The sequence below is a fragment of the Acidovorax sp. 93 genome, assembly GCF_003633835.1.
Lineage (GTDB): Bacteria > Pseudomonadota > Gammaproteobacteria > Burkholderiales > Burkholderiaceae_C > Acidovorax > Acidovorax facilis.
Map to the genome: position 1 here is coordinate 3,746,202 of NZ_RBIT01000001.1, position 26,286 is coordinate 3,772,487.

Here is a 26,286-nt window from a genome sequence, read left to right on the forward strand (position 1 = left end):
GCGCAAAGCACAGCCACAGCTCGGGCTATGGCGAGCATTTGCAACGACGAGCCGGGGCGTTTTTTTCGCGTGCAAGGCGGGCATGGATAAAAGACTCTCAGCCTCTCAGTCCGTGACGAGCCGCGCCTTCACGGTCTTGCCCTTCACGCGGCCCTGGTTCAGGCGCTGCGCGGCCTGGGCGCCGATGGCGCGATCCACCGCCACGTAGGTCGAGAAGTCGTTCACGTTGATCTTGCCGATCTGCTCGCGGGTGTAGCCCATCTCGCCGGTCAGCGCACCCAGCACGTCGCCCGCACGGATCTTTTCCTTGCGGCCACCGATGATCTGGATGGTGACCATGGGCGGCACCAGCGGGCCGCTGCCCGTGGGCGTGAGGTCCGCCACCGGGAACCAGCGCGACTCGCGGCCCTGCAGTTGCTCGATCTTGCCCACGGAGCCCATCTCGTCCAGGCTGGCCAGGTTCAGCGCCAGGCCGTCGGCATCGCCCCGGCCGGTGCGGCCAATGCGGTGGATGTGCACCTCGGGGTCGGGCGTCACATCCACGTTGATCACGGCGGCCAGGTTGGCAATGTCGAGGCCCCGCGCGGCCACGTCGGTGGCCACCAGCACCGAGCAACTGCGGTTGGCAAACTGCACCAGCACCTGATCACGCTCACGTTGTTCCAGCTCGCCAAACAGCGCCAGCGCGCTGAAGCCCTGGGCCTGCAGCACCCCCACCAGGTCGCGGCACTGCTGCTTGGTGTTGCAAAAGGCGATGGACGATTCTGGGCGGAAGTGGTTGAGCAGCTGCGACACCGTGTGCAGGCGCTCGCTGTTTTTCACCTCGTACCAGCGCTGCTCGATCTTGCCTTCGGCATGCTGCGCCTGCACCGTGATCTGCTCGGGCGACTTCATGAACTGGGCGCTGAGCTTGGCGATGCCCTCAGGGTACGTGGCCGAAAACAGCAGCGTCTGGCGCTCCTTGGGGCACTGCTTGGCCACCACGACGATGTCGTCGAAGAAGCCCATGTCGAGCATGCGGTCGGCCTCATCGAGCACCAGGGTGTTGAGCGCCTCCAGCGACAGGTGCTGGCGCTCCAGGTGGTCCATCACGCGGCCGGGCGTGCCCACCACGATGTGCGCGCCATGCTCCAGGCTCAGCGTCTGTGCGCGCAGCGGCACGCCGCCACACAGGGTCACGACCTTGATGTTTTCTTCGGCCCGCGCCAGGCGGCGGATCTCGGTGGTCACCTGGTCGGCCAGCTCGCGCGTGGGGCACAGCACCAGCGCCTGCACCGCAAAACGGCGGGGGTTGAGGTTGGCCAGCAGGGCCAGGGCAAACGCGGCGGTCTTGCCGCTGCCGGTGCTGGCCTGGGCGATCAGGTCCTTGCCCAGCAACGCGGGCGGCAGGCTGGCCGCCTGGATGGGGGTCATGGTGGTGTAGCCCAGCTGCTGCAGGTTGGCCAGCGTGGCGGGGCTCAGGGCCAGCGCGCTGAAATCAGCGCGGGCTTGGTTTTCTTTGGAGGTCATGGGTCGATTATCCGGCCCCGCCTTCACCAGCCGCTATGCCTGCAGGGCCAACACCCCCACAAAAGCCAGGGTGTGCGCCAGCACGCCCGGTGCCACAGCCAGCGCGTAGCGCCAGCCACCACTGGCCAGGGCCACCGCGCACTTGCTGCCTGCATGCACCAGCAGCGCGGCCATCAGGGCCTGCGCGATGGCGGGTGCGGCCGCGCTGTGCGGGCCGCCGCGCACCAGCACGGCCGCCGTGGCGGCATGCACGTCGGCCAAGGCCGCCAGCAGCGCGCCCGCCAACATGCCCGCGTCGCCTTGCCACGCCGTGAGCCCCTGCACACCGGCCTGAATGCCCGTGAGCAGAGCCGCAATCAGCAAGGCATCGCGCAGCTTGAACATGGGGGTGTCAGGGGGTACAGCAACCGCCACCTCCGCACCGGCGTCCGTAGCCTTCGCAGACAGGTGCGCCGCGCCGCGCCCGCCCCACCATCCCACGGCGGCCGCCACACACGCACCCACCAGCGCGGGCAGCCACAGCCGCGCCAGCCACTGCGGCTGCACGGTGGCGGCCACCACCACGATCTGGGCCATGGTGGCCACACACGACAGCACCGCTGCGCCTGCGTTGGTGCGCGCCGTGGCGCGGCCCGCTCGCACCTCCATACCCAGGCTGCCGATGGTGGCGGTGCTCGACACAAACCCGGAGGCCAGCGCCGAAAGCGCCACGGCATGGCGCGCCTGCATCAGTCGCTTGGCCAGGTGCGCCAGCGACTGGATCACCAGCAGCACGATGACCAGGCGCACCACCACCTGCGGGTTCAGCACGCCTTGCCACAGGGGGGTGTTGGGGGCCAGCGGATACACCAGCAAAGCCAAGGCGGCCAGAATGAGCCCGCTGCGCACCTCGCCGGGCTGCAGCCACTGGTTGGAAAACTGGTGCAACACGTCCCGCAACGCCAGCAGCCCCGTCACCACCACCGCCAGGGCGGCGGCCAGCAACTGGTCGCGCGCGCAGGTCACCCCGATCAGATAGGCTAGAAACAAGGCGATCTCGGTAGTGACGCCAGGGTCGCCAGAGCGGTCGCGCGCATAGGCCACCACCGTGAGGGCCGCTACCAACACGGCCCCCACCACCACCAGCACAGGAACCGCCGTGAGCGCAGCTGCCGCGCCCCCCAGGCAAGCCAGGGTGAACGACCGCACCCCGGCCAGCGCCCGGTCGGGCCCCGCCCCTTTGCGACGCTCGCGCTCAATACCCATCAGCAAACCGCACCCCGCTGCGCTCGCCAGCACGGCCAGCGCTGAGGAAAAACCTCCGAACTCCTGCATGGAACTCCCGCACCTTTCCTGTCTTTTGTTCTTGTGGCAATGCCCCATGGTGACAGAAAGACCCACCGCAACCCACCCACCCGCGCAGCAAACTTGCATGGGGAGTTGCCCCAAGCCTTGCTGTCAGGTCTATCGGCTATAACAAAACCCATCAGCGCCTGCCCATGCAAGACCTTACCAACGCAGCCCCCACCCCTGGCCCCCGTGGCTCCAGCGATGCTTTGCTGCGGCTGATTGCAGACTCCGTGCCCGCGCTGATGGCCTACTACAACCTGCCCGGCCTGTGCTGCCAGTTCGCCAACCAAGGCTATGCCGCCTACAACGGCCACACGACCGAATCCATCCTGGGCCTTACGGTGCAGGAGGCCATCGGCGACAAGGCCTGGCTGGCCATCCAGCCGCATGTGGAACGGTCCGCATGCGGCGAACATGTGAAGTACACACGTGAGCAGACCTTGCCCAATGGCGAGGCCCGCATGATCGAGGTCAACCTGATCCCGCACTTTGACGCCAGCGCGCAGCAGCTGGGCTCGTTCGTTCTGATCACCGACATCACTGAGCGCTGGCGCGCGGAGCGCCAAGTGCGCCAGAGCGAAGAGCGCATGCGCAAGTTCACCGAGGCCACGGACGAGGCCATCGTGTTCCACCGCGACGGCATCATCACCGACGGCAATGAGGCACTCACCCGCCTGACGGGTTATGCGCTGCAGGAGGTGGTGGGGTTTTCCATCTTCCACTTCATCAGTCCCGAATGGAGGGCCGTGGCGTTGGACTACACGCGCACCGGGCGCGAAGACCCCTACGAAGTGACCATCCGCCACAAGGACGGCCACGCCATTCCCGTGGAGGTGGTGGGCAAGACCATGCCACTGCACCATGCCGACTACCGCATCGTGGTGGTGCGTGACATCACGGCCCGCAAGCAGGCCCAGGAACGCGAGGCCTTCATTGCGCTGCACGACACGCTTACGCAGTTGCCCAACCGCCACTTCCTGATGGAACAGCTGTCGCAGGTGCTGTCGCTGGCCCGCAGGCGCCACGGCCGTGCGGCCGTGCTTTTTGTGAACCTGGACCATTTCAAGACGGTGAACGACTCGCTGGGCCACCATGCAGGCGACCAGCTGCTGTGCAACGTGGCCGAACGCCTGCGCCAGGGCGTGCGCGACGCTGACGTGGTGGCGCGGCTGGGCGGCGATGAGTTTGTGGTGGTGCTGACCGATGTGCAGGGCCCTGACGATGCCGCCCGGGTGGCCGACAAGCTGCTGGCGTCCATGCACGGCGTTTTCACCCTGGGCCAGGTGCCGCTGACGGTGTCCCCCTCCATCGGTATCAGCCTGTTCCCCGAACACGCCACCACCGGCGATGCACTGCTGCGCTGCGCCGATGCAGCCATGCACCACGCCAAGGAAAGTGGCCGCGGCAACCGCCAGTTCTACACCCCGAGCATGGAAGCCAGCGCCATCGACGTGCTGCAGCACGAGCGCCTTCTGCGCGAGGCCATTGTGGACAACGCCTTTGTGCTGCACTACCAGCCCCAGATCAGCCTGGAAGACGGTTCCCTGCAGGGGCTGGAGGCTCTTGTGCGCTGGCGCCACCCGCAGCGCGGCCTGGTGGGGCCGGACGAGTTCATCACCTTTTCGGAATCGCGCGGCCTCATCACCCCCATCGGCCGCTGGGTGATGCGCGAGGCCTGCCGCCAGCTTAAGGAATGGCAGGACGAGGGCCTGGCCCTGGTGCCCGTGGCGGTGAACCTGTCGGCCCTCGAATTTCGCCAGCGCGATGTCGCTGGCGAAATCGCTGCGGCGCTGCGCGATACCGGCCTGGCGCCGCAGTACCTGGGGATTGAGCTGACCGAATCCGTGCTCATGCACCAGACCGGCCAGGTGCTGGACACCCTCAATGCCCTCAAAGCGCTGGGCGTGGGCATCTCGATCGACGACTTTGGCACAGGGTATTCGTCGCTGGCCTACCTCAAGCGCTACCCCATCGACAGCCTCAAGATCGACCGGTCTTTTGTGGTGGACACGCCCGGCAACCCCGACGACGTGGCCATCGTCACGGCCGTCATTCAGATGGCCCGCAGCCTGCAGCTCAAAACCGTGGCCGAAGGGGTGGAAACCCCGGCGCAGGTGCAATTGCTCAAGGGCCTGGGGTGTGACCTGATCCAGGGGCATGTGGTGTCGGTGCCGCTGGATGCCGTGGCGCTCCAGCGCTGGATGCGCGATTTGCCGGTGTAAGAACCTGTTTCCGCTCACTTCCCGGGGCCGTCACACAGACACGTTCCCGGCTTGTGGACAATAGGGGCATGCCCCTCATCCCCGACTTCATCGCCCCCACCCGCCACACCGACCCGGCCGACGCACTGGCCCAGGTGCAGCGCATTTACCAGCAACAGATTGGCCACCTGCGCGACGCCATGCAGCGTTTTGTGGCGGGCGAAACGCCCGAAGGCGCCGTGCGCGCGTTCTACCCCTTTGTACGGGTGCACACCACCACCGTGGCGCGGGCCGATACCAAGCTGGCCTATGGTTTTGTGGAAGGCCCAGGGCGCTACGAAACCACCCTCACCCGGCCCGACCTGTTCGCTCACTACTACGCCGAGCAGTTTCGCCTGCTGCGCGCCAGCCACAACGTGGAGCTGGAAGTGGGCACCAGCGCCCACCCCATTCCGATCCATTTCTCGTTTGCCGAGCACGACCACATCGAGGGCACGCTGACGCCCGAGCGCCGCATGCTGATGCGCGACGTGTTCGACCTGCCCGACCTGGCTGCCATGGACGACGGCATCGCCAACGGCACCTGGCAGGCCCGCCCGGGCGAGGCGCAGCCGCTGTCGCTGTTCACCGCGCCGCGCGTGGACTACTCGCTGCACCGCCTGCGCCACTACACGGGAACGGCGCCCGAGTGGTTCCAGAACTTCGTGCTGTTCACGAATTACCAGTTCTACATCGACGAATTTGTGCGCCTGGGCCACGCCGAGATGGCCAAGCCCGACAGTGAATACATCGCCTTCATCGAGCCGGGCAACGTGGTCACCCGCCGCGTGGGATTGGGTGCCCAGCCCGGCGACGAACTGGGCGTAGCTCCGCCGCGCTTGCCGCAAATGCCCGGCTACCACCTCGTGCGCGCAGACAGCAGCGGCATCACCATGGTCAACATCGGTGTAGGCCCCGCCAACGCCAAGACCATCACCGACCACATCGCTGTGTTGCGCCCCCACGCCTGGATGATGCTGGGCCACTGCGCGGGCCTGCGCAACAGCCAGCAGCTGGGCGACTACGTGCTGGCCCACGCCTATGTGCGTGAGGACCATGTGCTGGACGAAGACCTGCCGCTGTGGGTGCCCATCCCGGCGCTGGCCGAGATCCAGCTCGCATTGCAGCAGGCCGTGGCCGATGTCACACAGATCAGCGGCGCCGACCTGAAGCGCGTGATGCGCACCGGCACCGTGGCCAGCACCGACAACCGTAACTGGGAGCTGCTGCCCGACAACACGCCGCAGCGCCGCTTCAGCCAGAGCCGCGCCGTGGCGCTGGACATGGAAAGCGCCACCATCGCCGCCAACGGCTTCCGCTTCCGCGTGCCCTATGGCACCTTGCTGTGTGTGAGCGACAAACCCCTGCATGGCGAGATCAAGCTGCCCGGCATGGCCAACCACTTCTACCGCGAGCGGGTGGACCAGCACCTGCGCATCGGCATGCGCGCCATCGAGATCCTGCGCAACGGCGGCGTGGACCGCCTGCACAGCCGCAAGCTGCGCAGCTTTGCCGAGGTCGCATTTCAGTAAACGACAGGCCCGAGGCCGCTGCGCATGCCACTGGATTTCCTCACCCTCATGACGGTCATGGCGGCCAACCTGTTCATGATCTCGGCCGCGCTGCCACTGATCATGGGCCGGGACGTGAGCCGCGCGGCCCGCAACATGCAGGCCAGCATGCTGCTGCAGGCGGTGGCCTGGTCGACCATCATCGCCTCGGCCACCCTGTGGGACCAGGCCCTATCCACCCTGTCGATTGCCTGCAACGCAGCCGCGCAGTGGATGCTGTACCGGGCGCTGGAGGAATGGCTGGGCCCCCGCCCCTTGCGCCGCGTGCTGCTGGTGCTGGTGATTGCCGCCCCACTGGGCTACACCCTGGGTTTTGGGCACTATGCCTGGCGCGTGGGCTGGGCCAACTTTTTGATGGCCACCATTTTGTGCATCGTTGCGCGCGCCACCCTGGCGCCCGTGGTGGAGGCCAACCTGCGCTGGCGCAGCCTGCTGATGGGCTGCCTGCTGACGTCGGCCGCTTTCACGCTGTCGCGGGGCATGCTGGGCGCCTTCACCGACCAGTATCCGAGCTTTCGCACGCCCCATCCCGTCAACCTGGCAGCTGCTGTGGCCACCAATGTGAGCCTGGTGCTGGGCACCGTCGCCCTGCTGGTAGCGTGGCGGTCGGAGGCAGAACACAAGCTGCGCACGCTGGCGATGACCGACGGCCTCACCGGCGTGCTCAACCGGCGCGGCTTCACCACCCAAGGCAGCAGCCTGCTGGCCCACGCCGCACGCCACCAGTTGCCCATGACGGCAATGATGCTGGACCTGGACCACTTCAAGCAGGTCAACGACACCCATGGCCACGAGGCCGGGGACCGCGCCCTGCAACTGTTTGCCCGACTGCTGGGCGACACCTGCCGCAGCGGCGACCTGGTTGGCCGCCTGGGTGGCGAGGAGTTTGGTGTGCTGCTGTTGCACAACAGCGAGCCCGCCGGACTGGCCCTGGACCGGCGACTGCGCAGGCGCCTGCATGCAGCCAGTGTGGCCGAGCTGGGCTTTGCGCTGAGCTACAGCGCCGGGATGGCCGTCCTGCAGCCCGGTGAGGCCGCCCTGGCGGAACTGATGGCCCGTGCCGATGGCGCCCTCTATGCAGCCAAGACGGCGGGCCGTGGGCGGCTGGTCGCAGCGGACTGAGCCAATTGATCCTCTTTTGATAGCAATCAGTGCACTATCCACCTGCGCTAAGTGTTGATTTTTGCCACAACGACTGCGCGCAACACCGGGTATGCCCACGTCGCACACAATCTCTCCATGACCGCACTTTTTGAAGCTCTGCACCTGCGCAAACGTTATGGCGAGACCACGGTGGTGGACGACGTGTCCTTCGCGATTGCTCCCGGCGAATGCCTGGGCGTCATCGGCCCCAACGGTGCTGGAAAGACCACCACCATTCGCATGTGCCTGGGCCTGGCGTCACCGGATGGCGGCGAAGTGCATTTCACCTCCAAGCCCGGCACCGCACCGCTGCACATGCCACGCGATGCGCTGGCCATCAAGGCGCAGCTGGGTGTGGTCACGCAGTTCGACACCCTCGACCCGGACTTCACCTGCGCCGAGAACCTGCGCGTATTCGGCCGCTACTTTGGGCTGAAGGGCCCGGTGATGGACGAGCGTGTACCCCAGTTGCTGGAGTTCGCAGCCCTCACCCACAAGGCCGACGCCAAGCCGGGCGAGCTGTCGGGCGGCATGAAGCGGCGCCTGTCGCTGGCGCGCGCGCTGGTCAACAACCCGCGCCTGCTGCTGCTGGACGAGCCCACCACCGGCCTGGACCCGCAAGCCCGCCACCTGATGTGGGAGCGGCTGCAACTGCTGCTGCAGCAAGGCAAGTCGATCCTGCTGACCACCCACTTCATGGACGAGGCCGAGCGCCTGTGCTCGCGCCTGCTGGTGCTGGACCACGGCCGCAAGATTGCGGAAGGCCGCCCGCGCGAGCTGATCGCCCAGCACCTGGAGCCGGATGTGGTGGAGGTGTTCGGCGTGGGGGCCGTCCAGATGGCCGAAGACGCCGCGCTGCGTGCCCTGGCCGCGCGCGTGGAGATCAGCGGCGAGACGGTGTTTTTCTACACCCAGAACGCCCAGCCGCTGCTGCAGGCCCTGGCCGCACACGGCCACCTGCGCACGCTGCACCGGCCGGCCAATCTGGAAGACTTGTTCCTCAAGCTCACGGGGCGGCAGATCCGGGAGTGAGGTTCGACGGCCCCAGTACGCGCAAATTGACGACGACGCATTCAGATTGGTCGATCCGTGGAGAATCCAGTACGCCGTCGTCGTCGCTAGAGAGGCGCGCTCCGAGTGAGCTTCCAAATGCTTGGTCGTTTCTGGACTCCAAGAACATAAAAGAGGGTGGTACTGATGGTTTTCAGCGAAGACTCACGCGTCAAAATTCCGTGCATCCTGCATCTGGTGCGACTTGGCTACCGCTATCTTTCATTGAAGAATGCCATTTGGGATGAAGAAACCAACATCTTCCCAACGCAATTTAGCGAGGCTATCGCCCGAATCAACCCGGAACTCGGTGCAGATGACGTCTCCCGTCTGCTGGCCGACGTCAAGCTCCTTCTGGACAACGAAGATCTCGGTAAGGCCTTCTACGAAAGACTTACGGAACGCTCAGGTTCTCGACTGATCGATTTCGAAAATTTCGATAACAACAGCTTCCACGTTGTTACCGAGCTGACGTGCAAGAACGGTGACGATGAATTCCGGCCAGACATCACCTTGCTCATCAACGGCATGCCGCTGGCATTCATTGAGGTCAAAAAGCCGAACAACCGCGAAGGCGTGTTGGCAGAGCGCAGCCGCATCATCACGCGCAGCCGCAACCCCAAGTTCAGGCGGTTTATCAACATCACACAGTTGATGGTCTTCTCCAACAACATGGAGTACGAAGACGGTTCGCCGCAGCCCATTGAAGGAGCGTTCTATGCAAGCCCGTCATATGAATCGCCTGTCTTAAACTATTTTCGAGAAGACCCCGAGGTCGAAACGCTGGACCTTGAGCGGCTATTGGCAGCTGAAGACGATGCACTGGAAAACGAAGTGCTGGGCGATAACAATCTCAACGTCATCAAGCACAGCCCCGAGTTTCTGAGCAACAAGTCGCCAGACACGCCGACCAATCGCATCTGCACGTCGCTCTTCAGTCGCAGTCGCCTCGCTTTTTTGCTGCGTTTTGCGCTGGTCTATGTCCATGAAACAGACGGCGTGCAAAAGCACGTCATGCGCTATCCCCAGCTTTTTGCCACCAAGGCCATCGAGAAGAAGCTCAGCGCAGGCATCAAAAAAGGCATCATCTGGCACACCCAGGGCAGCGGTAAAACAGCCCTGGCCTACTACAACACCCGGTTTCTTACCGACTACTTCCAGTGCCGAGGCGTCATCCCGAAGTTCTACTTCATCGTTGACCGGCTTGACCTGGCCACACAAGCGCAGCGTGAGTTTTCCTGCCGGGGGCTGGTAGTCCACATCATTGACAGCCGAGCTGACTTTGCTCGCGACATCAAAACCGCACAGGTGCTGCACAACCACAGTGGCAAGCCTGAAATCACCGTGGTCAATATCCAGAAATTTCAGGACGACCCGGATGTGGTGCGCGCCGAGGATTACGACTTCAACATCCAGCGCGTCTATTTTTTGGATGAGGTGCACCGCAGCTACAACCCACAGGGCAGCTTTCTGGCCAACCTCAGCCAATCCGACTGCAACGCTATAAAGATAGGGCTCACGGGCACGCCGCTGCTGGGCGACGACTACAACTCCCGAGCCCTGTTTGGTGACTACTTCCACAAGTACTACTACAACGCATCCATTGCCGACGGCTACACCCTTCGGCTGATCCGCGAAGAAATCGCCACCAACTACAAGCTGTCTTTGCAAGAGGCACTTGCCACAGTGCAGCTCAAGCAAGGCGATGTGGATCGCAAACTGATCTACGCCCACCCAACGTTTGTCGAGCCCATGCTCGACTACATCGTGCGTGACTTTGAAAAGAGCCGTAGCGCATTGGGCGACTCCAGCATCGGCGGCTTGGTAATCTGTGACAGCGCGGACCAAGCGAAAGAAATGTTCCGCATCTTCACAGCGGTATATGCCGAACGCTCTTCTTCCGCAGCAGCAATAGCCCAAGACTCAGGGCAAGCCATATTTGCCCCCGCCACCACCGGCAGTTATGCAGAACGCACCCAGCTTGCAAACCGTGTGAAAAGCGCCGCGCTGATCCTTCACGACGTGGGCAGCAAAGACGAGCGCAAGGATTGGGTGGAAGACTTCAAGGCGGGCAAGATTGACCTGCTTTTTGTCTACAACATGCTGCTCACCGGCTTTGATGCCAAACGCCTGAAAAAGCTCTACCTTGGGCGTGTTATCAGAGCGCACAACCTGCTGCAAGCGCTCACGCGGGTCAACCGCACTTACAAAGATTTCCGCTACGGCTACGTGGTGGACTTTGCCGACATCCGCAAGGAATTCGACAAGACCAACAAAGACTACTTTGACGAATTGCAGTCCGAGCTGGGCAACGAGATCGAGCACTACTCCAACCTATTCAAGTCAGCCGAAGAGATCAGGCAAGAAATCGAAGCCATCAAAGACATCCTCTTTAGCTTCGACATTGAAAACGCTGAAGAATTTTCAAAGCAGCTCAACCAGATCCAAGACCGCAGCACTGTGCTTGCGCTCAAAAAAGCGCTGGCTGATGCGCGCAGCCTCTACAACCTAATTCGCCTGCAAGGCGAATACGGGCTATTGCAGCAGCTAGATTTCCACAAGCTCAGCCAGCTCTACCGCGAAACCTGCAACCACCTGGATCTGCTCAACCTCAAAGAGGCCATCGAATCAGAAAACGACACCAGCAACTTGCTCAACATGGCGCTGGAGGATGTCATCTTCAAATTCGCCAAGATCAAGGAAGAAGAACTCGTCTTGGCCGACAAACTCAAAAACACCTTACGCCAAACGCGTGAGGCTTTGGCCAGCAACTTTGACCCACAAGACCCCAAGTTCGTGACCCTGCGCGAAGAGCTGGAGCGGCTGTTCAAGAACAAAAAGCTCAGCGAAGTGAGCCAAGAAGACATGACAGCCAACATCGGCGCGCTCAACGCCATTCACGACAAAGTGAAAGAGCTGAACCGCCAAAACAACCAGCTGCGCGCCAAATACCGTGGCGATGCCAAATACACCCGCATCCACAAGCGCCTGCAAGAACGTGGCAGCTTCACGCAGACTGAGCGCAAATTGTTTGAAGCACTGGTCGGCGTCAAAGCGAAGGCGGACGAGCAGGTGCTGCAAAACACCCAGCTACTGAACAACGAAAGCTATTTTGATCGGTTGATGCAACCCATCGTGTTTGACGAATTCCACACCCGCCAGCACATCCCACTGACCGCCGACGCTACCCGCAGCATCAACCGCCTGGTGGTGTCGGAATACATGAATGAATTTTTTGCAGGCACCCGCACGGGCGGCGGCCACCCTGGAGCACAAGCTTGGTAACCCAACAATTTGAACAACGCACCCGCGAACTCATCGACAGCCTGAAAGCCATCTGCGCAGCCTATGGTCTGGGCAACGACGGCAATGAATTCAAGATCATCACCCAGGTCTTTCTCTACAAGTTTCTGAACGACAAGTTCGCCTTTGAGGCCAAGAGAATCAAGCCCGCACTGGCCAAAGCCGAAAGCTGGGAAGCTGCCATTGCCGCCCTGAGCGCCAATGACCTGGACATTTTGCAGATGCAAATGGGCCCCGACACCGCCCGGCTGAAGCCCGAGCATTTCATAGCCTACCTGTTTGGCCACCAAAACGCGCCCGATTTTGCCAAACTGTTTGACGACACCTTGCACAACATCGCCGTCACCAACAACGACATCTTTGCCGTCAAAACCGATGGCGGCACCAAAATCACCCTGTTCGACCGGGTCAGCGAATTCATCACCGATACGTCCAAGCGCGACGCCTTTTGCCGCGCCATCATCAACAAGCTGGGCGACTTCAGCTTTGAGCGCATCTTTAGCGAGAAGTACGACTTCTACGCCGCAATATTTGAATACCTCATCAAGGACTACAACAAAGACAGCGGCGGCAAATATGCCGAGTACTACACCCCGCACGCCGTGGCCAAAATCATGGCCGCCATCCTCGTGCCTGAAAAGGTGCGCGGCAAAGTCAACAACGTAAGCTGCTACGACCCATCGGCGGGATCCGGCACGCTGCTTATGAATATCGCCCACGCCATTGGCGAGCAGCGCTGCACCATCTACTCGCAAGACATCTCGCAAAAGTCATCCAGCCTGCTGCGCCTGAACCTGATTCTGAACAACTTGGTTCATTCCATCCCCAACGTCATTCAGGGCAACACCGTGCTCCACCCCTACCACCGGGATGGCAAAGCACTCAAGAAGTTTGACTACATCGTCAGCAATCCACCGTTCAAGATGGATTTCAGCGACTTTAGGAATGAGCTGGACAGCAAAGAGCACCAAGAGCGCTTTTTCGCCGGGGTACCGAATATCCCGAAGCAGGCCGTGGACAAGATGGCGATATATCAGCTTTTCTTGCAGCACATCATCTACTCGCTCAAGCCTAGCGGCAAAGCGGCGGTCGTCGTACCCACTGGCTTCATCACCGCGCAAAGCGGCATCGACAAAGGCATACGCCAGCACCTGGTAGATAACAAAATGCTCTCGGGCGTGGTCTCCATGCCCAGCAACATCTTCGCCACCACTGGCACCAACGTCTCCATCTTGTTTATTGATGCGGCCAACAAATCCGATGTGGTGCTGATTAACGCTTCTACCCTTGGCACCAAAGAAAAGGATGGCAAGAACCAGAAAACTGTGCTGTCTGAAACCGACGAAGATCGCATCATTGCCACCTTCAACGATAGGCAGGTGGTGGAGGATTTCTCGGTTGTAGTGAGTTACGCTGACATTGCCGCCAAGAATTATTCACTGAGTACTGGACAGTATCTCGACGTGAAAATTGAATATAGCGATCTTACTCCAGCACAGTTTGCGCACAAGATGCAAGTTGTCGCCGACCGGCTAGATGGACTATTCAAGGAGTCAGCAGGGCTAGAACAGGAAATCAAGAAACAGCTAGCGGGCTTGCATTATGCGCAATGAACTTGGACACTTTACGCTTGGAGAACACGCAACTTTTAGAAATGGACTCAACTTCAGCAAGGACAGTCGAGGCAAGGGTTGCCTGCTAATTGGAGTTCCTGACTTTCAAAGTCGGTTTTCACCAGACTACGAATCGCTATCCCAAATAAACCCTAAAGGAATAGCCAAAGCAGACGACTACCTTAAAAAAGACGATATTGTTTTTGTCAGATCAAATGGAAACAAGGCTCTTGTTGGCAGAAGTCTTTACATAGACAAAGATGTTGAGGCACTTTTTTCAGGATTCTGCATACGCGCAAGGCTCACATCAACTGAAATCAACAAGCTTTTTTTCGCTTACTTCACCAGATCGACAAACTTCAAGTCACAAATCGCTTCGTCATCTGGTACCAATATAAACAATCTCAGCCAGGAAATTCTAAGCCGAGTGCGATTACCAGCATTCAAAAAAAAAGATCAAGAGAAAATTGCTGCAGTTCTCTCCGTCATTGATGCCAAAATCGATTGCAATAACCGCATCAACGCCGAGCTGGAGGCGATGGCCAAGACGCTGTACGACTACTGGTTTGTGCAGTTTGACTTCCCCGACGCTAACGGCAAACCCTACAAATCTTCCGGCGGCAAGATGGTCTACAACGCCACGCTGAAGCGGGAAATTCCTGCAGGGTGGAAAAACTCAACAATCGGTGAAACATTCAGATCCCACCTCGGAGGAACACCCTCACGCGATATTGATGAGTATTGGAGTCCCGGTGAAGTTAATTGGCTTAGCTCGGGCGAGAACCCGAGTACTTTTGTCGTAGCACCTGATGAAAAAATTTCGACGCTCGGTTTGCAGAATTCACCTGCCAAGCTGCTGCCTCGCGGCACGGTGATTCTTTCCATCGTTCGTCATCTCAGAGTGTCGATACTGGGCATTGAGGCGGCGACTAATCAATCTGTAGTTGGAATTGTGGAAACCGCCAAGCTGAAGCACTGCTTTATTTACCCTTACTTGGTTCGTGAGATCCCTAGATTGATGGCACTCCGAACTGGTGCGCAACAGCCGCACATCAACAAGGGAGTGCTGGATGAGTCGCCATTGCTGATACCCGCTGATGGCCCCTTGAATACATACACCAGCACGGCAGAACCATTGTTCTTACAGATTCAAAAAAACCTTCAGCAGAACGTGGAACTTGCTCAACTCCGCGACTGGCTCCTTCCCCTGCTAATGAACGGCCAAGTCACGGTGGCCTGAAGGACAACGCACCATGAGCGATCAGCCCATTTCTCTTGTGCCCACACCCGAAGGCTACGCCGACTGGCTGCGCGACCTGAAAACCCGCATCCACACGGCGCAGCAGCGCGCGGCGCTGGCGGTCAACCGCGAGTTGGTGCAGCTCTACTGGCAGATCGGGCGCGACATTCTGGCACGGCAGGCCAGCCAGGGCTGGGGAGCGAAGGTGATTGAGCGGCTGGCGCATGACCTGCGCACGGCGTTCCCCGAGATGAAGGGGTTTTCGCCGCGCAACCTCAAGTACATGCGCGCTTTTGCGGAGGCGTGGCCGGATGACGAATTTGTGCAAGCGGTGCTTGCACAATTGCCGTGGTATCACCAGTTGGCACTGCTGGACAAGCTCTCCACCCCCGAGGCCCGCCGCTGGTATGCGGCCCAAGCCATCCAGCACAACTGGTCGCGCAATGTGTTGGTGATGCAGATCGAGACTCGCTTGATGGAACGCAGCGGCTCCGCTGTTACCAACTTTGAAGCGAGTTTGCCCAAGCCTCAGTCCGATTTGGCGCGCGAATCGCTGAAAGACCCTTATCGCTTCGACTTTCTGGGCTTGACCGACGAGGCGCAAGAGCGCGAGGTCGAACACGCTTTGGTAAAGCACGTGACCGAGTTCCTGCTAGAGCTGGGCGCAGGCTTTGCGTTCGTGGGGAGGCAGGTGATGCTTAATGTGGGCGGCGATGAGTTTTTCATCGACCTGCTGTTCTACCACCTCAAACTGCGCTGCTATGTGGTGATCGAACTCAAGGGCGGCAAATTCAAACCCGAGCACCTGGGGCAACTGAGCTTTTACCTGACGGCGGTGGACATGCAGGTCAAGGCCGAGCAGGACAACCCGACCATTGGCCTGCTGCTGTGCAAGACCAAAAACAAGGTGGTGGCCGAATACGCGCTGCGTGACACGGCCCAGCCTATGGGGGTGGCGGAATACCAGCTCATCGAATCCCTGCCCGCTGCGTTGCAAACCAGCTTGCCCAGCATCGAACAAATTGAAAGCGAGCTGGGTGGCGTGGAATAAGCAGGTATGTACCTGCGCTCACCACTCCTAAAAACATAGCTTCCAGCGCTTGATATGTAAGCGCCAGCAGCCAATTTCACTCAAAGACTCTACATCAAGCCTTGCGTGGCTTGACCTTGCCAGCCGCCAGCTTGGCGTTACTGCGGGCGGTGTCCACATCGGCCGCCCGCGCCAGCGCCACGCCCATGCGGCGCTTCACAAAACTCTCAGGCTTGCCGAACAGGCGCAGGTCGGTGCCCGGCACGCGCAGGGCTTCTTCCACACCATCGAACACGATGCCCTGGGCTTCCACACCGCCGTAGATGACGGCACTGGCGCCGGGGTTGCGCAGGCTGGTGTCCACCGGCAGGCCCAGGATCGCGCGGGCGTGCAGCTCGAACTCACTCTGGTGCTGGGTGCACAGCGTGACCAGGCCGGTGTCGTGCGGGCGGGGGCTCACCTCGCTGAACCAGACTTCCTGGCCCTTGACGAACAGCTCCACGCCAAACAATCCCTGGCCGCCCAGGTTGTCGGTGACGGCCTTGGCGATCTGGCGCGACTTTTCGAGTGCGGCCGGGTGCATGGGGTGGGGCTGCCAGCTTTCCACATAGTCGCCGCTCACCTGCACATGGCCGATGGGGTCGCAGAAACTGGTGGTGATTTGGCCGTCGGTGCCCACCGACCGCACGGTGAGCTGGGTGATTTCGTAGTCAAAGTCGATGAAGCCCTCGACGATCACACGGCCGTGGCTCACCCGGCCACCGGCCATGGCGTAGTCCCAGGCCTTTTGCACATCGGCGGGGCCGTCGATCTTGCTCTGGCCCTTGCCCGAGCTGCTCATGACGGGCTTGACGATGCAGGGGTAGCCGATACCTGCGTCAATCGCAGCCTGCAGTTCTTCCAACGAATTGCAGAACTTGTAGGGGCTGGTGGGCAGGCCCAGCGTTTCGGCGGCCAGCACGCGGATGCCTTCACGGTCCATGGTCAGGCGCGCTGCGCGGGCCGTAGGGATCACGCGCACGGTGCCCGCGGCTTCCAGCTCTTCGAGCATGGTGGTGGCGATGGCTTCGATCTCGGGCACGACCAAGTGGGGCCGTTCGGCCTCGATCAGGGCCTTGAGCTGGGCCGGGTCGCTCATTGTGATGGTGCGCGCGTGGTGGGCCACTTGCTGGCCGGGGGCGTTGTCGTAGCGGTCCACGGCAATGGTTTCCACCCCCAGGCGCTGCAGCGCGATCAGCACCTCCTTGCCCAGCTCGCCCGAGCCCAGCAGCATGACTTTGGTGGCATGGGGGGACAGAGGGGTTCCGAGGGTGGTCATGGTGGGGGCTTTCGAGAAGGTGAAAAAGTCGGTAAACGGCGGGACGCAGGCGACTTTAATGCACCCGGGCGCAGAACTTGCAATCGCCCTGGCATGCCCCCACCGCCCATGCCCTCCCCTTCCAGCACGGCCCGCTCGCACAGCCCCACCGACTGGCACGCCCAGGAGCTGCTGCTAATGCGCGAAGTGATGCGCCTCATCGGCCGCAGCCTGGCGCCCGGCCTGGTGCTGCGCGAGATGCTGCACCTGATGAGCGAGCTGCTGGGCCTGAACCGGGGGCGCATCGTGCTGGTGGACGACGCCCCTTGCGCCGCTGGTGCGCCGCGCACGGCCTCCATCCAGCACGCCTACGGCCTCACCCAGGCCGAGGCAGGGCGCGGGCGGTATGCCTGGGGCGAGGGCATCACGGGCCGCGTGCTGGCCACCGGGCAGCCCGCCATCGTGCAGGACATCGATGCCGAGCCCTTGTTCCTGGCACGCGCAGTGGAGCGCAGCCAGCTGCCGCCGGAGACGGTGGCCTTCATCGCCCTGCCCATCGAGGTCAACAACGCGCCCATTGGCGTGCTGGCCTGCCACCGCATCCGCAGCCGCCAGCGCCACCTGAACGACGACCTGGCCGTGCTGCGCGTGCTGACCACCCTGGTGGGGCAGCTGCTGCAGCTCGAATCCCTGGTGGCCGACCAGACGCGGCAGCTGGAGGCGCGCAACACCGTGCTGGCCAATGCGCTCAACACCAAAAGCGCGCGCTACGGGCTCATTGGCAGCTCGCCACCGCTGCTGCAGGCCTTGAGCGAGCTGGAGCGCGTGTCGCAAACCCAGGCCACCGTGCTGCTGCTGGGCCAGTCGGGCACGGGCAAGGAGCTGTTCGCACGCGCCGTGCACCTGGCCAGCGGGCGGCGCGACCGGCCCTTCATCAAGGTCAACTGCTCGGCCATTCCGGATGCGCTGTTTGAATCCGAACTGTTTGGCTACGAAAAAGGCGCCTTCACGGGCGCCAGCACGGCACGCGCGGGCTGGTTTGAGCAGGCCGACAGCGGCACCATTTTTCTGGACGAGATTGGCGAGCTGCCGCTGGCCATGCAGTCCAAACTGCTGCGCACGCTGCAGGAGGGCACGCTGGTGCGCCTGGGCGGGCAGCGCGAGGTCAGGGTCAACGTGCGCCTGGTGGCGGCCACCCACCGCGACCTGGCGGCCGATGTGGAGGCCGGGCGCTTTCGGCAGGACCTGTACTACCGCCTGCACGTGATTCCGATCCATCTGCCCTCGCTGGCCGAGCGGCGTGAAGACATCCGCGCGCTGGCGCTGCACTTTGTGAGCCGCGCCAACCAGGCGCACCAGCGCAACGTGAACCTCTCGCCCGACGCGCTGGCGCGGCTGGAAGAACACCCCTGGCCCGGCAACATCCGCGAGCTGGGCAATGTGATCGAACGCCTGGTGCTGCTGACCAATGACACGCTGGTAACGCGTGGCGAGCTGGACCGGTTTCTGCCCGCTGCGGCTGTGGTTTTGCCACCCGCTCCGGCGCCCGTTCAGCAGATTCAGGCCGAGATGCCGTCTACCCCTATCGCCGCAGCACCGCTGGTGCGCGACTACGCCTCGGCCCAGTCCCACAGCGTTCAGGTGCTGCAGGCCGCGCTGGTCGAACACCACGGCAACCAGTCGCGCGCGGCGCAGAGCCTGGGGTTGACGCTCCGGCAGTTCGCTTACCGGCTGCGCAAGGCGGGTCTGAAGTGACGCCCAACACTGTGTCAACAATTTGTAGACACAGTGTTCAGCGTCCGCGTTGGACAGGCTGCGCCCTGGTGATAGTCGGCACAAAATACTATTAAATCAATAGCTGCCAGCGCTTTACCAATAAGCGCTGGCAGCCTATTTCATTCAAATTTCTTTGCATTCCCAAGCTCTGGCACACCTGTTGCGATAAGGAGGGCAGGCATCCCGCCCACCACCGCACCGAAAGGTTTTCCATGAGCACCGTGACCGCTACCGCCTCCGACGCCGTCCTCATCTCACCCACCCAGCTGTTGGCCCTGCAAGCCGCAGAACCTGTGGTGCTGATCGACACCCGCGACGCCGACACCTATGCCCTGGGGCACATCCCCGGCGCGGTGAACCTGCGCGAGACCTTCACCTACCTCGCCACCTCTACACCCCAAGGCCTGCAGGAGCTGAAAGACACCTTCGCCGCGCACCTGGGCGCCATCGGCCTGTCGGGCGCCGAGACGGCGGTGTTCTATGAGGATGCACTCAACAGCGGCTACGGCCAGTCGTGCCGGGGCTACTACCTGCTGACCTGGCTGGGCTACCCCAAGGTCAAGGTATTGAATGGCGGCTACTCGGCCTGGAAGGCGGCAGAGCTGCCCGTCTCCACCGAGGCCGTGGTGCCCACGCCCGCCATCTTCCCCACCACCCTGGCCACCACAGACGTGATGCTGACCAAGGAAGACGTGATCGAGGCCCTGGGCACCGACACCGTGCTGCTGGACGTGCGCGATGTGGACGAGTGGATTGGCGACAGCTCGAGCCCCTATGGCAAGGACTTCGCGCCGCGCAAAGGCCGCCTGCCGGGCGCCAAGTGGCTGGAGTGGTACCGCTTCATGAAGCCCTCGCCCCAGGGTCCGGTGTTCAAGTCGCCCGACGAAGTGCGCGCCGAATGCGCCACGGCGGGCATCAGCCCGGCGGACACGGTGTACCTGTATTGCTTCAAGGGCGCACGCGCGTCCAACACCTTCCTGGCGCTCAAGCAGGCGGGCTTTGCCGATGTGCGCATGTACTTCGGCTCGTGGAACGAATGGTCGCGCGACGACAAGTTGCCGATCGAAAGCGGGCTGCCGCTGGTCAAGTTCCCCAAAAAGCCTGCGCTGGCACTGGCGGCCTGAGCCCCGTGCGTTGTTGCAGCGGGCGTGGCCCGCTGCGAACCCTGTCCTTCTTTTTTGCATTCCCTTCTCTTTCTCCAAGGAACACCATGTCCACCGATCTGCTGGAACCCTCTGCCCCCGTCACCACCGTGCACACGCACCTGCGCCCCATCGACCGCGACGGGCTGATGGCCTTTGCCGACAAGGGCCGCAACAACCCTGCCAGTCGGGGTACCAACAAGGTCCATACGGTGATGGAGGGGCAGTACCGCTCGCTGAGCTATGTGGGCAACCATGCGCCGGTGGTGGTGGACGAGCCCCTGCACCTGTTCGGTCAGGACACGGCACCTGCGCCCGGCGAGATCGTGCTGTCGGGCCTGGGCGGCTGCCTGGCCGTGGGCATCACGGCCGTGGCCACCTGGAAGCAGGTCAAGCTCAGCAAGATCGAGGTGTTCATGGAAGGCGACATCGGCAACCCCGCCGCCTGGGGTGCGGGTGGCGCATTGCAGAAGACGCCGCCGGAGATGGGCTTTCAGGCGATCCGCGTGAAGGTGCTGGTGGAGGGCGATGCACCGCGCGAGGTACTGGACGAGATCGTGCAGCACGCCAACTTCTACTCGCCCGTGGCTAACAGCATGCGCAACCCCATCCCCTTCGAGATCAGCCTCGCGGACTAAATAGCCCCGCCACCGAGCCCGCCCTGCGCACCCAAGGAGCCCCATGAACCCCGCCGACCTCCCTCCCCAACTCCACCTGGACGGCGCCCTGCGGGGCGATCCGCTGCTGGCCGCCGTGCGCCAGATCGCCCAGGGCCCGCTGGCCGCGCAGGTGGAGGCGATTGACCGCACCGGCTACTACCCCTGCGCGGAGCTGCAGCAGCTGGCCGCCGTGGGCGCGATGAGCGCGCACCTGGACAGCACGGCCGGCCCGGCCGACTACGGCCTGGCCATCCGCGCCATGGCCGAGGCCTCGCGCGTGTGCGGCGCTACCGGCTTCATGATGTGGTGCCAGGCGGTGTGTGGGCTGTACCTGCAGCAATCGGGCAACCCCGCGCTGATGGGCGATGTGCTGCAGCGCCACGCCAGCGGCGCAGGCATGGGCGGCACGGCGCTGTCCAACCCCATGAAGAGCTATGCGCAGATCGAAAGCCTGCTGCTCAAGGCCACGCCAGTGGAGGGGGGCTACCTCATCAACGGCACCCTGCCCTGGGTGAGCAACCTGGGGCCCGACCACTACTGCGGCGCGATTGCGGCGGTGGTGGAGGCCGACGGTGCGGCCAGCCAGCGCGAGGTGATGTTCCTGCTGCGCTGCGATGCCCCCGGCGTGGAGATGCGCGAATGCCCCAGCTTCTCCGCCATGGAGGGCACGGGCACCTATGCACTGCGGCTCAAGGACCATTTCATCGGCACGGCCGACACCATGGCCGACCCTACCCGGCCTTTCATCGCCCGCATCCGCGCTGCGTTTGTGATGCTGCAATGTGGCATGGCGGTGGGCATCACCCAGGGCGCCATCGACTCGATGTGGGCGGTGGAGGCCCAACTGGGCCATGTCAACCAGTTCCTGGAAGACCGGCCCGACGCGCTGCAGGCCGAGCTGGATGCACTGACTGCACGCGTCATGCAACTGGCCCAGACCCCGTTCGACACAAGCACCGACTTCTTCATCGATGTGCTGGACGCCCGTGCCCACGGCGCGGAACTGTGCCTGCGCGCCGCCCAGTCGGCCCTGATGCACCAGGGTGCGCGCGGCTACCTGATGAGCTCGGACGTGCAGCGGCGCGTGCGCGAGTCGCACTTTGTGGCCATCGTCACGCCCGCCATCAAGCACCTGCGCAAGGAGATCGCCCGGCTCAGCACCGAGGAGATGCCTGCATGACACCCGCCCTCCCCACCGCCACCACGCCGTCGGTTACCTCCGAGTTCGTGTTGAGCGCGGCATCGCAGGCGCTGTGCGATGCGTTTGCCGACGCGGCCGCCCAGGCGCCCTGGCAAAGCTACATCTGCAACGCCTGCGGCTACGTCTACCACGAGGCCGACGGCGACCCCGATGGCGGCCTGCCGCCGGGCACGCGGCTGGCGGACATACCCGACGACTGGGCCTGCCCGCTGTGCGGCGTGACCAAGGCCGATTTTTCACCGTACGAAGCCCCCACGCTGGAGGCGCTGCGGGCGCAGGCCAGCGCAGCGCCAGCCGCCTCCCTGCGCGTGCGTGGCGAGCCGGGCGTGGTCATCGTCGGCGCGGGCCGTGCAGGCTGGCAACTGGCCGAAACCCTGCGCCAACACAGCGCCACGCTGCCCATCACCCTGGTGACGGCCTGCGCGGGCGACCGGTACGACAAGCCTTTGCTGTCGGTGGCCATGGCGCGCCAGCTGGACCCGCTGGCCCTGGTGTCCGAAACCGGTCGCGATGCGGCGCACCGCCTGGGCGTCACCCTGCTGGCCCACACCCATGCCGTGCGCATCTGCGCCGACACCCGCCAATTGCGCACAACGCGGGGCGTGCTGCGCTACGGCCACCTGGTGCTGGCCCACGGTGCGCAGGCCGCCTTGCCTCCGGGCTTGCCCGCCAGCCTGTGCTGGCGCATCAACCACCTGGACGCCTACCAGCGCCTGCGCCAGCACCTGGGCGACCAGCCCAAGGACGTGCTCATCATCGGCGCGGGCCTGGTCGGCAGTGAGCTGGCCAACGACCTGGCACTGGGCGGCCACCACATCACGCTGCTGGACACGGCCACCGAACCACTGGCGCGCTGGCACGACCAGCAGGCGGGCCCGCAGCTGCTGGACGCCTGGAAAGACCTGTCCATCCGCTTTGAAGGCGGTCTGCAGGTGGAGCAGGTGGAACGCGTGGGCTCGCGCTACCGCGTCTCCACCACCAGCGGGCGGCGTTTTGCGGCGGACGAAGTGGTGGTGGCTGCAGGCCTGCTGCCCCCCCACCGCCTGGCGCAGAGTGCTGGGCTTGATTGGACCCATGGCATTGCGGTGGACGCAGGCACGCTGCAAACCAGCGTATCCCGCATCCATGCATTGGGCGATTGCATCAGCATCGACGGGCAGTGCAGCCGCTACATCGAACCGATTGCCCGGCAGGCGCGAACGCTGGCGGCCGCCATCCTGGGCCAGCCGGTGGCCCCCTATGAGCACCGGGCGGCCGTGGTGCGGGTCAAGACCACCACCCGGCCGCTGACCCTGCATTGAGGCAGCCTCGGGCCCAGGCGGCAATCTTGCCCGGGCTGGCACCGGTAAAAAATTTTTGGCATCCACTGCATCCAAACGGCGTTTTCGTGGGTAGTACCTACAGCAGCGCATCTTGTTGCTGCTGTCCTATCAACCCACAGACCAGAGAGAAACGCCATGACCATCCACACGTCCCCCATCTCCCGCCTGCTCCCCCTGACGGGCGCCATTGCCGCCGCCGTGCTGCTGAGCGCCTGCGGTTCGATGATGTCGTCCTCCAAATCCATGGTTTCGCAGGACAGCCTGCCCGACAGCATCAAGGTACCGACTGGCAACAAGGTGGCAATGGAAACCGTGGGCGTGGGCGAGATCACCTACGAATGCCGCGACAAGGCCAACATGCCCGGCCAGACCGAATGGGTGTTCGTGGGCCCCAAGGCCGTGCTGAATGACCGCAGCGGCAAACAAGTGGGCACCTACTACGGCCCACCGGCCACCTGGGAGTCGAGCGACGGGTCCAAGCTGACAGCCACCCAGCTGGCCGTGGCACCCTCGGGCACGGGCAACCTGCCCTACCAGCTCGTCAAGGCCAACCCCGCCATGGGCTCCGGCGCCATGACCGGCGTGACCTTCATCCAGCGCGTGGCCCTCAAGGGCGGCGTGGCACCCGCTGCTGCCTGCACCACCGCCAACAAGGGCGAGCGTCAGATCGTGAAGTACCAGGCCGACTACATCTTCTGGAAGGCCGCGTAAACCACGCACACGCAATCCCCTGCCCAGCGGGGGCTACCGCCAGGCGGTGGCGGGTTTGCGGCTACGATGCGCCCACTCTTTAGACGAGGCCCCGCTGCCTGCACACCGTGCCCGACACCCCTGGCGATTTTGACTACGAAGCCGCTCTGGCTGCCTGCGCAGCCGGCGACCGGCAGGCCATGCACCGCCTATATGAACAGGAGGGCGCGCGGCTGCTGGGTGTAGCGCTGCGCATCGTGCGCCAGCGCGCGCTGGCCGAGGACATCGTGCACGATGCCTGCGTGAACATCTGGACCCGCGCCGCCAGCTACGACGCGAGCCGGGGCAGCGCACGCGGCTGGATCTACAGCGTGGTGCGCAATCTGGCCCTGAACGCCGTGCGCGACGCGGGCCGCCATGTTGATGTGGACGACACCACCACCCAAGCCCTGGAGGCCGACATGTCTGTGCAGGCCCACCATGAGGTCGAGGAAACCTTTGCGCTGAACGCCAGCCTGGGCCGCCTGCAGCATTGCCTGGAGGCCCTCGACCCCGCGCGCCGCAGCTGCGTGCTGCACGCCTATGTGGACGGCTGCTCGCACGGCGAAATTGCCGAGCGCCTCGGCGCGCCGCTGGGCACCGTCAAGGCGTGGATCCGGCGCAGCCTGGTTTCGCTGCGGGAGTGCATGGCATGACCGACGTGCGCAACACACCGTCCACCCCCTCGCCGGAAGACCTGAGCGTGCTGGCCGGCGAGTACGTGCTGGGCACCCTGCCCGCTGCCGAACGCCAGGGTGTGCAGCAACGCCTGCCTGGTGACAAGGCATTGCAACAGGCGGTGGCCGAATGGGAAGCCCGCCTGCTGCCTCTGACCCAGCTTGCGGAGCCGATCGCGCCGCCCGCTGCCTTGTGGGCGCGCATCGACCAGTCGCTGCAGGCCACCAGCGCGCAGCCAGCTGCGACACCCGTCGCCTCCCAACCCCGCGCAAAAACCGAGCGCAAGCCATCCGTGCGCTGGTGGGACCACCTGGGCCTGTGGCGGGCCCTCGCCGGCTCGGGCTTTGCCATGGCGGCGGTGCTCGCGGCAGTGCTGGTCACCCGCACCGCCCCAGTGGCCGCGCCGCCACAGTTCATGGTGGTGCTGGTCGCGCCGCAGGACAAGGCCCCGGGCTGGGTGGTGCAAGCCAACTCGCCCCGGCAGATCAGCCTGATTCCGCTGGGTATGGCCGAAGTACCGGCCGACAAGGCCCTGGAGTTCTGGACCAAGGCGGATGGCTGGAGCGGCCCCGTATCGCTGGGCCTGGTGCAGCCCGGTCAGCCCCTGCAGATCCCGCTGGACAAGCTGCCGCCGCTGCAGCCCAACCAGCTGTTCGAGCTGACGCTGGAACCGCCCACGGGCTCGCCGATTGGCAAACCCACGGGGCCCATCCAGTTCATCGGTCGCGCCGTCAAGGTGCTCTGACCGTCTTGGTTACCCCACTCGGTGCAATGCCTAGACCCACGCCGGCATAACGAGCACGGCCTATACCTGCGACCGCCGCGCAAGGGCCGCCAAGCCGCACAGGCGGCGCTTCGCTGGCGGGCGCTGGCGGTGTCCCCCTTCCCGAATTGCGCAGCAATTCGAGAGAAAGGGGGAAGGCGCGAAGCGACTCAGGGGGTTAGTACTGTTTATACGGCAGGAACTTGCCGGACAGGACCACATTCACGCGGTCGCCATTGGGATTGGCCTCGCGCTGGATGTCCATGCTGAAGTCGATGGCGCTCATGATGCCGTCGCCAAACTCTTCGTGGATCAGCTCCTTGATGGTGGTGCCGTACACACTCACCACCTCGTACCAGCGGTAGATCAGCGGATCGGTGGGCACGGGCGTGGGCAGCGAGCCCTTGTAGGGCACCACCTGCAGCCACTTCTGCTCTTCGGCCGTGAGGCCGAAGATCTTGCCCACGATCTTGGCCTGCTCGGGCGTGGCCGTCATCTGGCCCAGGCACAGGGCCGTGGTCCATTCCTTGGACTGGCCGACCTTCTTGGCAATGGCCTCCCATTGCAGGCCCTTGGCGACCTTGGTGCTGATGATCTTTTCGGTAACGTCGTAGCGGTTCATGGTGATGGCTCCTTCGGTTGGATGGGTTTTGGAACAGGGAACAGGGAACAGGAACTTCAGGGTGCAGCA

20 protein-coding genes are annotated in these 26,286 nt (G+C 63.4%); 16 read left to right on the top strand and 4 right to left on the bottom strand.

The genetic code is table 11. The annotated features are described in order from the left end of the window. Positions 1–105 precede the first annotated feature (105 nt). A complete protein-coding gene (gene dbpA, locus C8C93_RS17055; protein ID WP_121422158.1) occupies positions 106–1,509 on the bottom strand; it encodes an ATP-dependent RNA helicase DbpA in 1,404 nt (467 codons plus the stop codon). 33 nt (positions 1,510–1,542) lie between these two features. Then, a complete protein-coding gene (locus C8C93_RS17060) occupies positions 1,543–2,823 on the bottom strand; it encodes a DUF4010 domain-containing protein (protein ID WP_121507677.1) in 1,281 nt (426 codons plus the stop codon). Positions 2,824–2,987: 164 nt separating this feature from the next. Here C8C93_RS17060 and C8C93_RS17065 point away from each other — a divergent pair, with 164 nt between their 5' ends. The 8 genes from C8C93_RS17065 (at position 2,988) to C8C93_RS17100 (ending at position 16,049) form a co-directional block, all read left to right on the top strand. Next, entirely contained in the window at positions 2,988–5,060 is a 2,073-nt protein-coding gene (locus C8C93_RS17065) for a bifunctional diguanylate cyclase/phosphodiesterase (protein WP_121507678.1), read from the top strand. A 68-nt stretch (positions 5,061–5,128) separates the two neighbouring features. Beyond that, positions 5,129–6,610, top strand: a complete 1,482-nt coding sequence (locus tag C8C93_RS17070; RefSeq protein WP_055396354.1) for an AMP nucleosidase — start codon at positions 5,129–5,131, stop codon at positions 6,608–6,610. A gap of 24 nt (positions 6,611–6,634) precedes the next feature. Then, complete coding sequence (locus C8C93_RS17075; protein ID WP_121507679.1) at positions 6,635–7,771, top strand: GGDEF domain-containing protein; 1,137 nt, start codon at positions 6,635–6,637, stop codon at positions 7,769–7,771. Between the two features lie 117 nt (positions 7,772–7,888). Then, positions 7,889–8,824, top strand: coding sequence for an ATP-binding cassette domain-containing protein (locus C8C93_RS17080; protein ID WP_121507680.1), 936 nt, complete (start codon positions 7,889–7,891; stop codon positions 8,822–8,824). Positions 8,825–8,989: 165 nt separating this feature from the next. Next, positions 8,990–12,127 (top strand): type I restriction endonuclease subunit R, encoded by a 3,138-nt coding sequence (locus tag C8C93_RS17085; protein ID WP_121507681.1) that lies wholly within the window; start codon positions 8,990–8,992, stop codon positions 12,125–12,127. Continuing rightward, positions 12,121–13,758, top strand: coding sequence for a class I SAM-dependent DNA methyltransferase (locus tag C8C93_RS17090; RefSeq protein WP_121507682.1), 1,638 nt, complete (start codon positions 12,121–12,123; stop codon positions 13,756–13,758). The genes C8C93_RS17085 and C8C93_RS17090 overlap by 7 nt, the downstream gene beginning before the upstream one ends. Next, positions 13,748–14,998 (top strand): restriction endonuclease subunit S, encoded by a 1,251-nt coding sequence (locus C8C93_RS17095; RefSeq protein ID WP_121507683.1) that lies wholly within the window; start codon positions 13,748–13,750, stop codon positions 14,996–14,998. Before C8C93_RS17090 ends, C8C93_RS17095 begins: the two co-directional genes overlap by 11 nt. A 13-nt stretch (positions 14,999–15,011) precedes the next feature. After that, on the top strand, positions 15,012–16,049 hold the full coding sequence (locus tag C8C93_RS17100; RefSeq protein ID WP_121507684.1) for a YhcG family protein: 1,038 nt from the start codon (positions 15,012–15,014) through the stop codon (positions 16,047–16,049). A 94-nt stretch (positions 16,050–16,143) separates the two neighbouring features. Here the strand turns inward: C8C93_RS17100 and purT are convergent, their stop codons facing one another. Continuing rightward, positions 16,144–17,346 carry a formate-dependent phosphoribosylglycinamide formyltransferase gene (purT, locus tag C8C93_RS17105; RefSeq protein WP_121507685.1) on the bottom strand — a complete coding sequence of 401 codons (1,203 nt, stop codon included), beginning with the start codon at positions 17,344–17,346 and terminating at the stop codon, positions 16,144–16,146. Between the two features lie 108 nt (positions 17,347–17,454). Here purT and C8C93_RS17110 point away from each other — a divergent pair, with 108 nt between their 5' ends. From C8C93_RS17110 to C8C93_RS17145, 8 genes are all read left to right on the top strand, one after another. Then, complete coding sequence (locus C8C93_RS17110) at positions 17,455–19,080, top strand: sigma-54-dependent Fis family transcriptional regulator (protein ID WP_233559474.1); 1,626 nt, start codon at positions 17,455–17,457, stop codon at positions 19,078–19,080. 233 nt (positions 19,081–19,313) lie between these two features. Continuing rightward, positions 19,314–20,225: a sulfurtransferase gene (locus tag C8C93_RS17115; RefSeq protein WP_121507687.1), complete on the top strand. Its 912-nt coding sequence runs from the start codon at positions 19,314–19,316 to the stop codon at positions 20,223–20,225. A gap of 86 nt (positions 20,226–20,311) precedes the next feature. Next, complete coding sequence (locus C8C93_RS17120) at positions 20,312–20,881, top strand: OsmC family protein (RefSeq protein ID WP_008905298.1); 570 nt, start codon at positions 20,312–20,314, stop codon at positions 20,879–20,881. A 43-nt stretch (positions 20,882–20,924) separates the two neighbouring features. Further along, positions 20,925–22,082 (top strand): acyl-CoA dehydrogenase family protein, encoded by a 1,158-nt coding sequence (locus C8C93_RS17125; protein WP_121507688.1) that lies wholly within the window; start codon positions 20,925–20,927, stop codon positions 22,080–22,082. Then, a complete protein-coding gene (locus C8C93_RS17130) occupies positions 22,079–23,404 on the top strand; it encodes an FAD-dependent oxidoreductase (RefSeq protein WP_121507689.1) in 1,326 nt (441 codons plus the stop codon). The genes C8C93_RS17125 and C8C93_RS17130 overlap by 4 nt, the downstream gene beginning before the upstream one ends. Positions 23,405–23,560: 156 nt before the next feature. Further along, positions 23,561–24,136 carry a DUF3455 domain-containing protein gene (locus C8C93_RS17135; protein WP_121507690.1) on the top strand — a complete coding sequence of 192 codons (576 nt, stop codon included), beginning with the start codon at positions 23,561–23,563 and terminating at the stop codon, positions 24,134–24,136. A 107-nt stretch (positions 24,137–24,243) separates the two neighbouring features. Then, positions 24,244–24,810, top strand: coding sequence for a sigma-70 family RNA polymerase sigma factor (locus C8C93_RS17140; RefSeq protein WP_121507691.1), 567 nt, complete (start codon positions 24,244–24,246; stop codon positions 24,808–24,810). Beyond that, positions 24,807–25,577, top strand: coding sequence for an anti-sigma factor domain-containing protein (locus tag C8C93_RS17145; protein WP_121507692.1), 771 nt, complete (start codon positions 24,807–24,809; stop codon positions 25,575–25,577). Before C8C93_RS17140 ends, C8C93_RS17145 begins: the two co-directional genes overlap by 4 nt. Positions 25,578–25,773: 196 nt before the next feature. On the opposite strand, the gene cynS is transcribed toward C8C93_RS17145, so the two are convergent. Continuing rightward, the gene (cynS, locus tag C8C93_RS17150) at positions 25,774–26,217 is read right to left on the bottom strand and encodes a cyanase (protein WP_055396329.1); all 444 of its coding nucleotides are present in this window, start codon (positions 26,215–26,217) and stop codon (positions 25,774–25,776) included. Positions 26,218–26,286 lie beyond the last annotated feature (69 nt).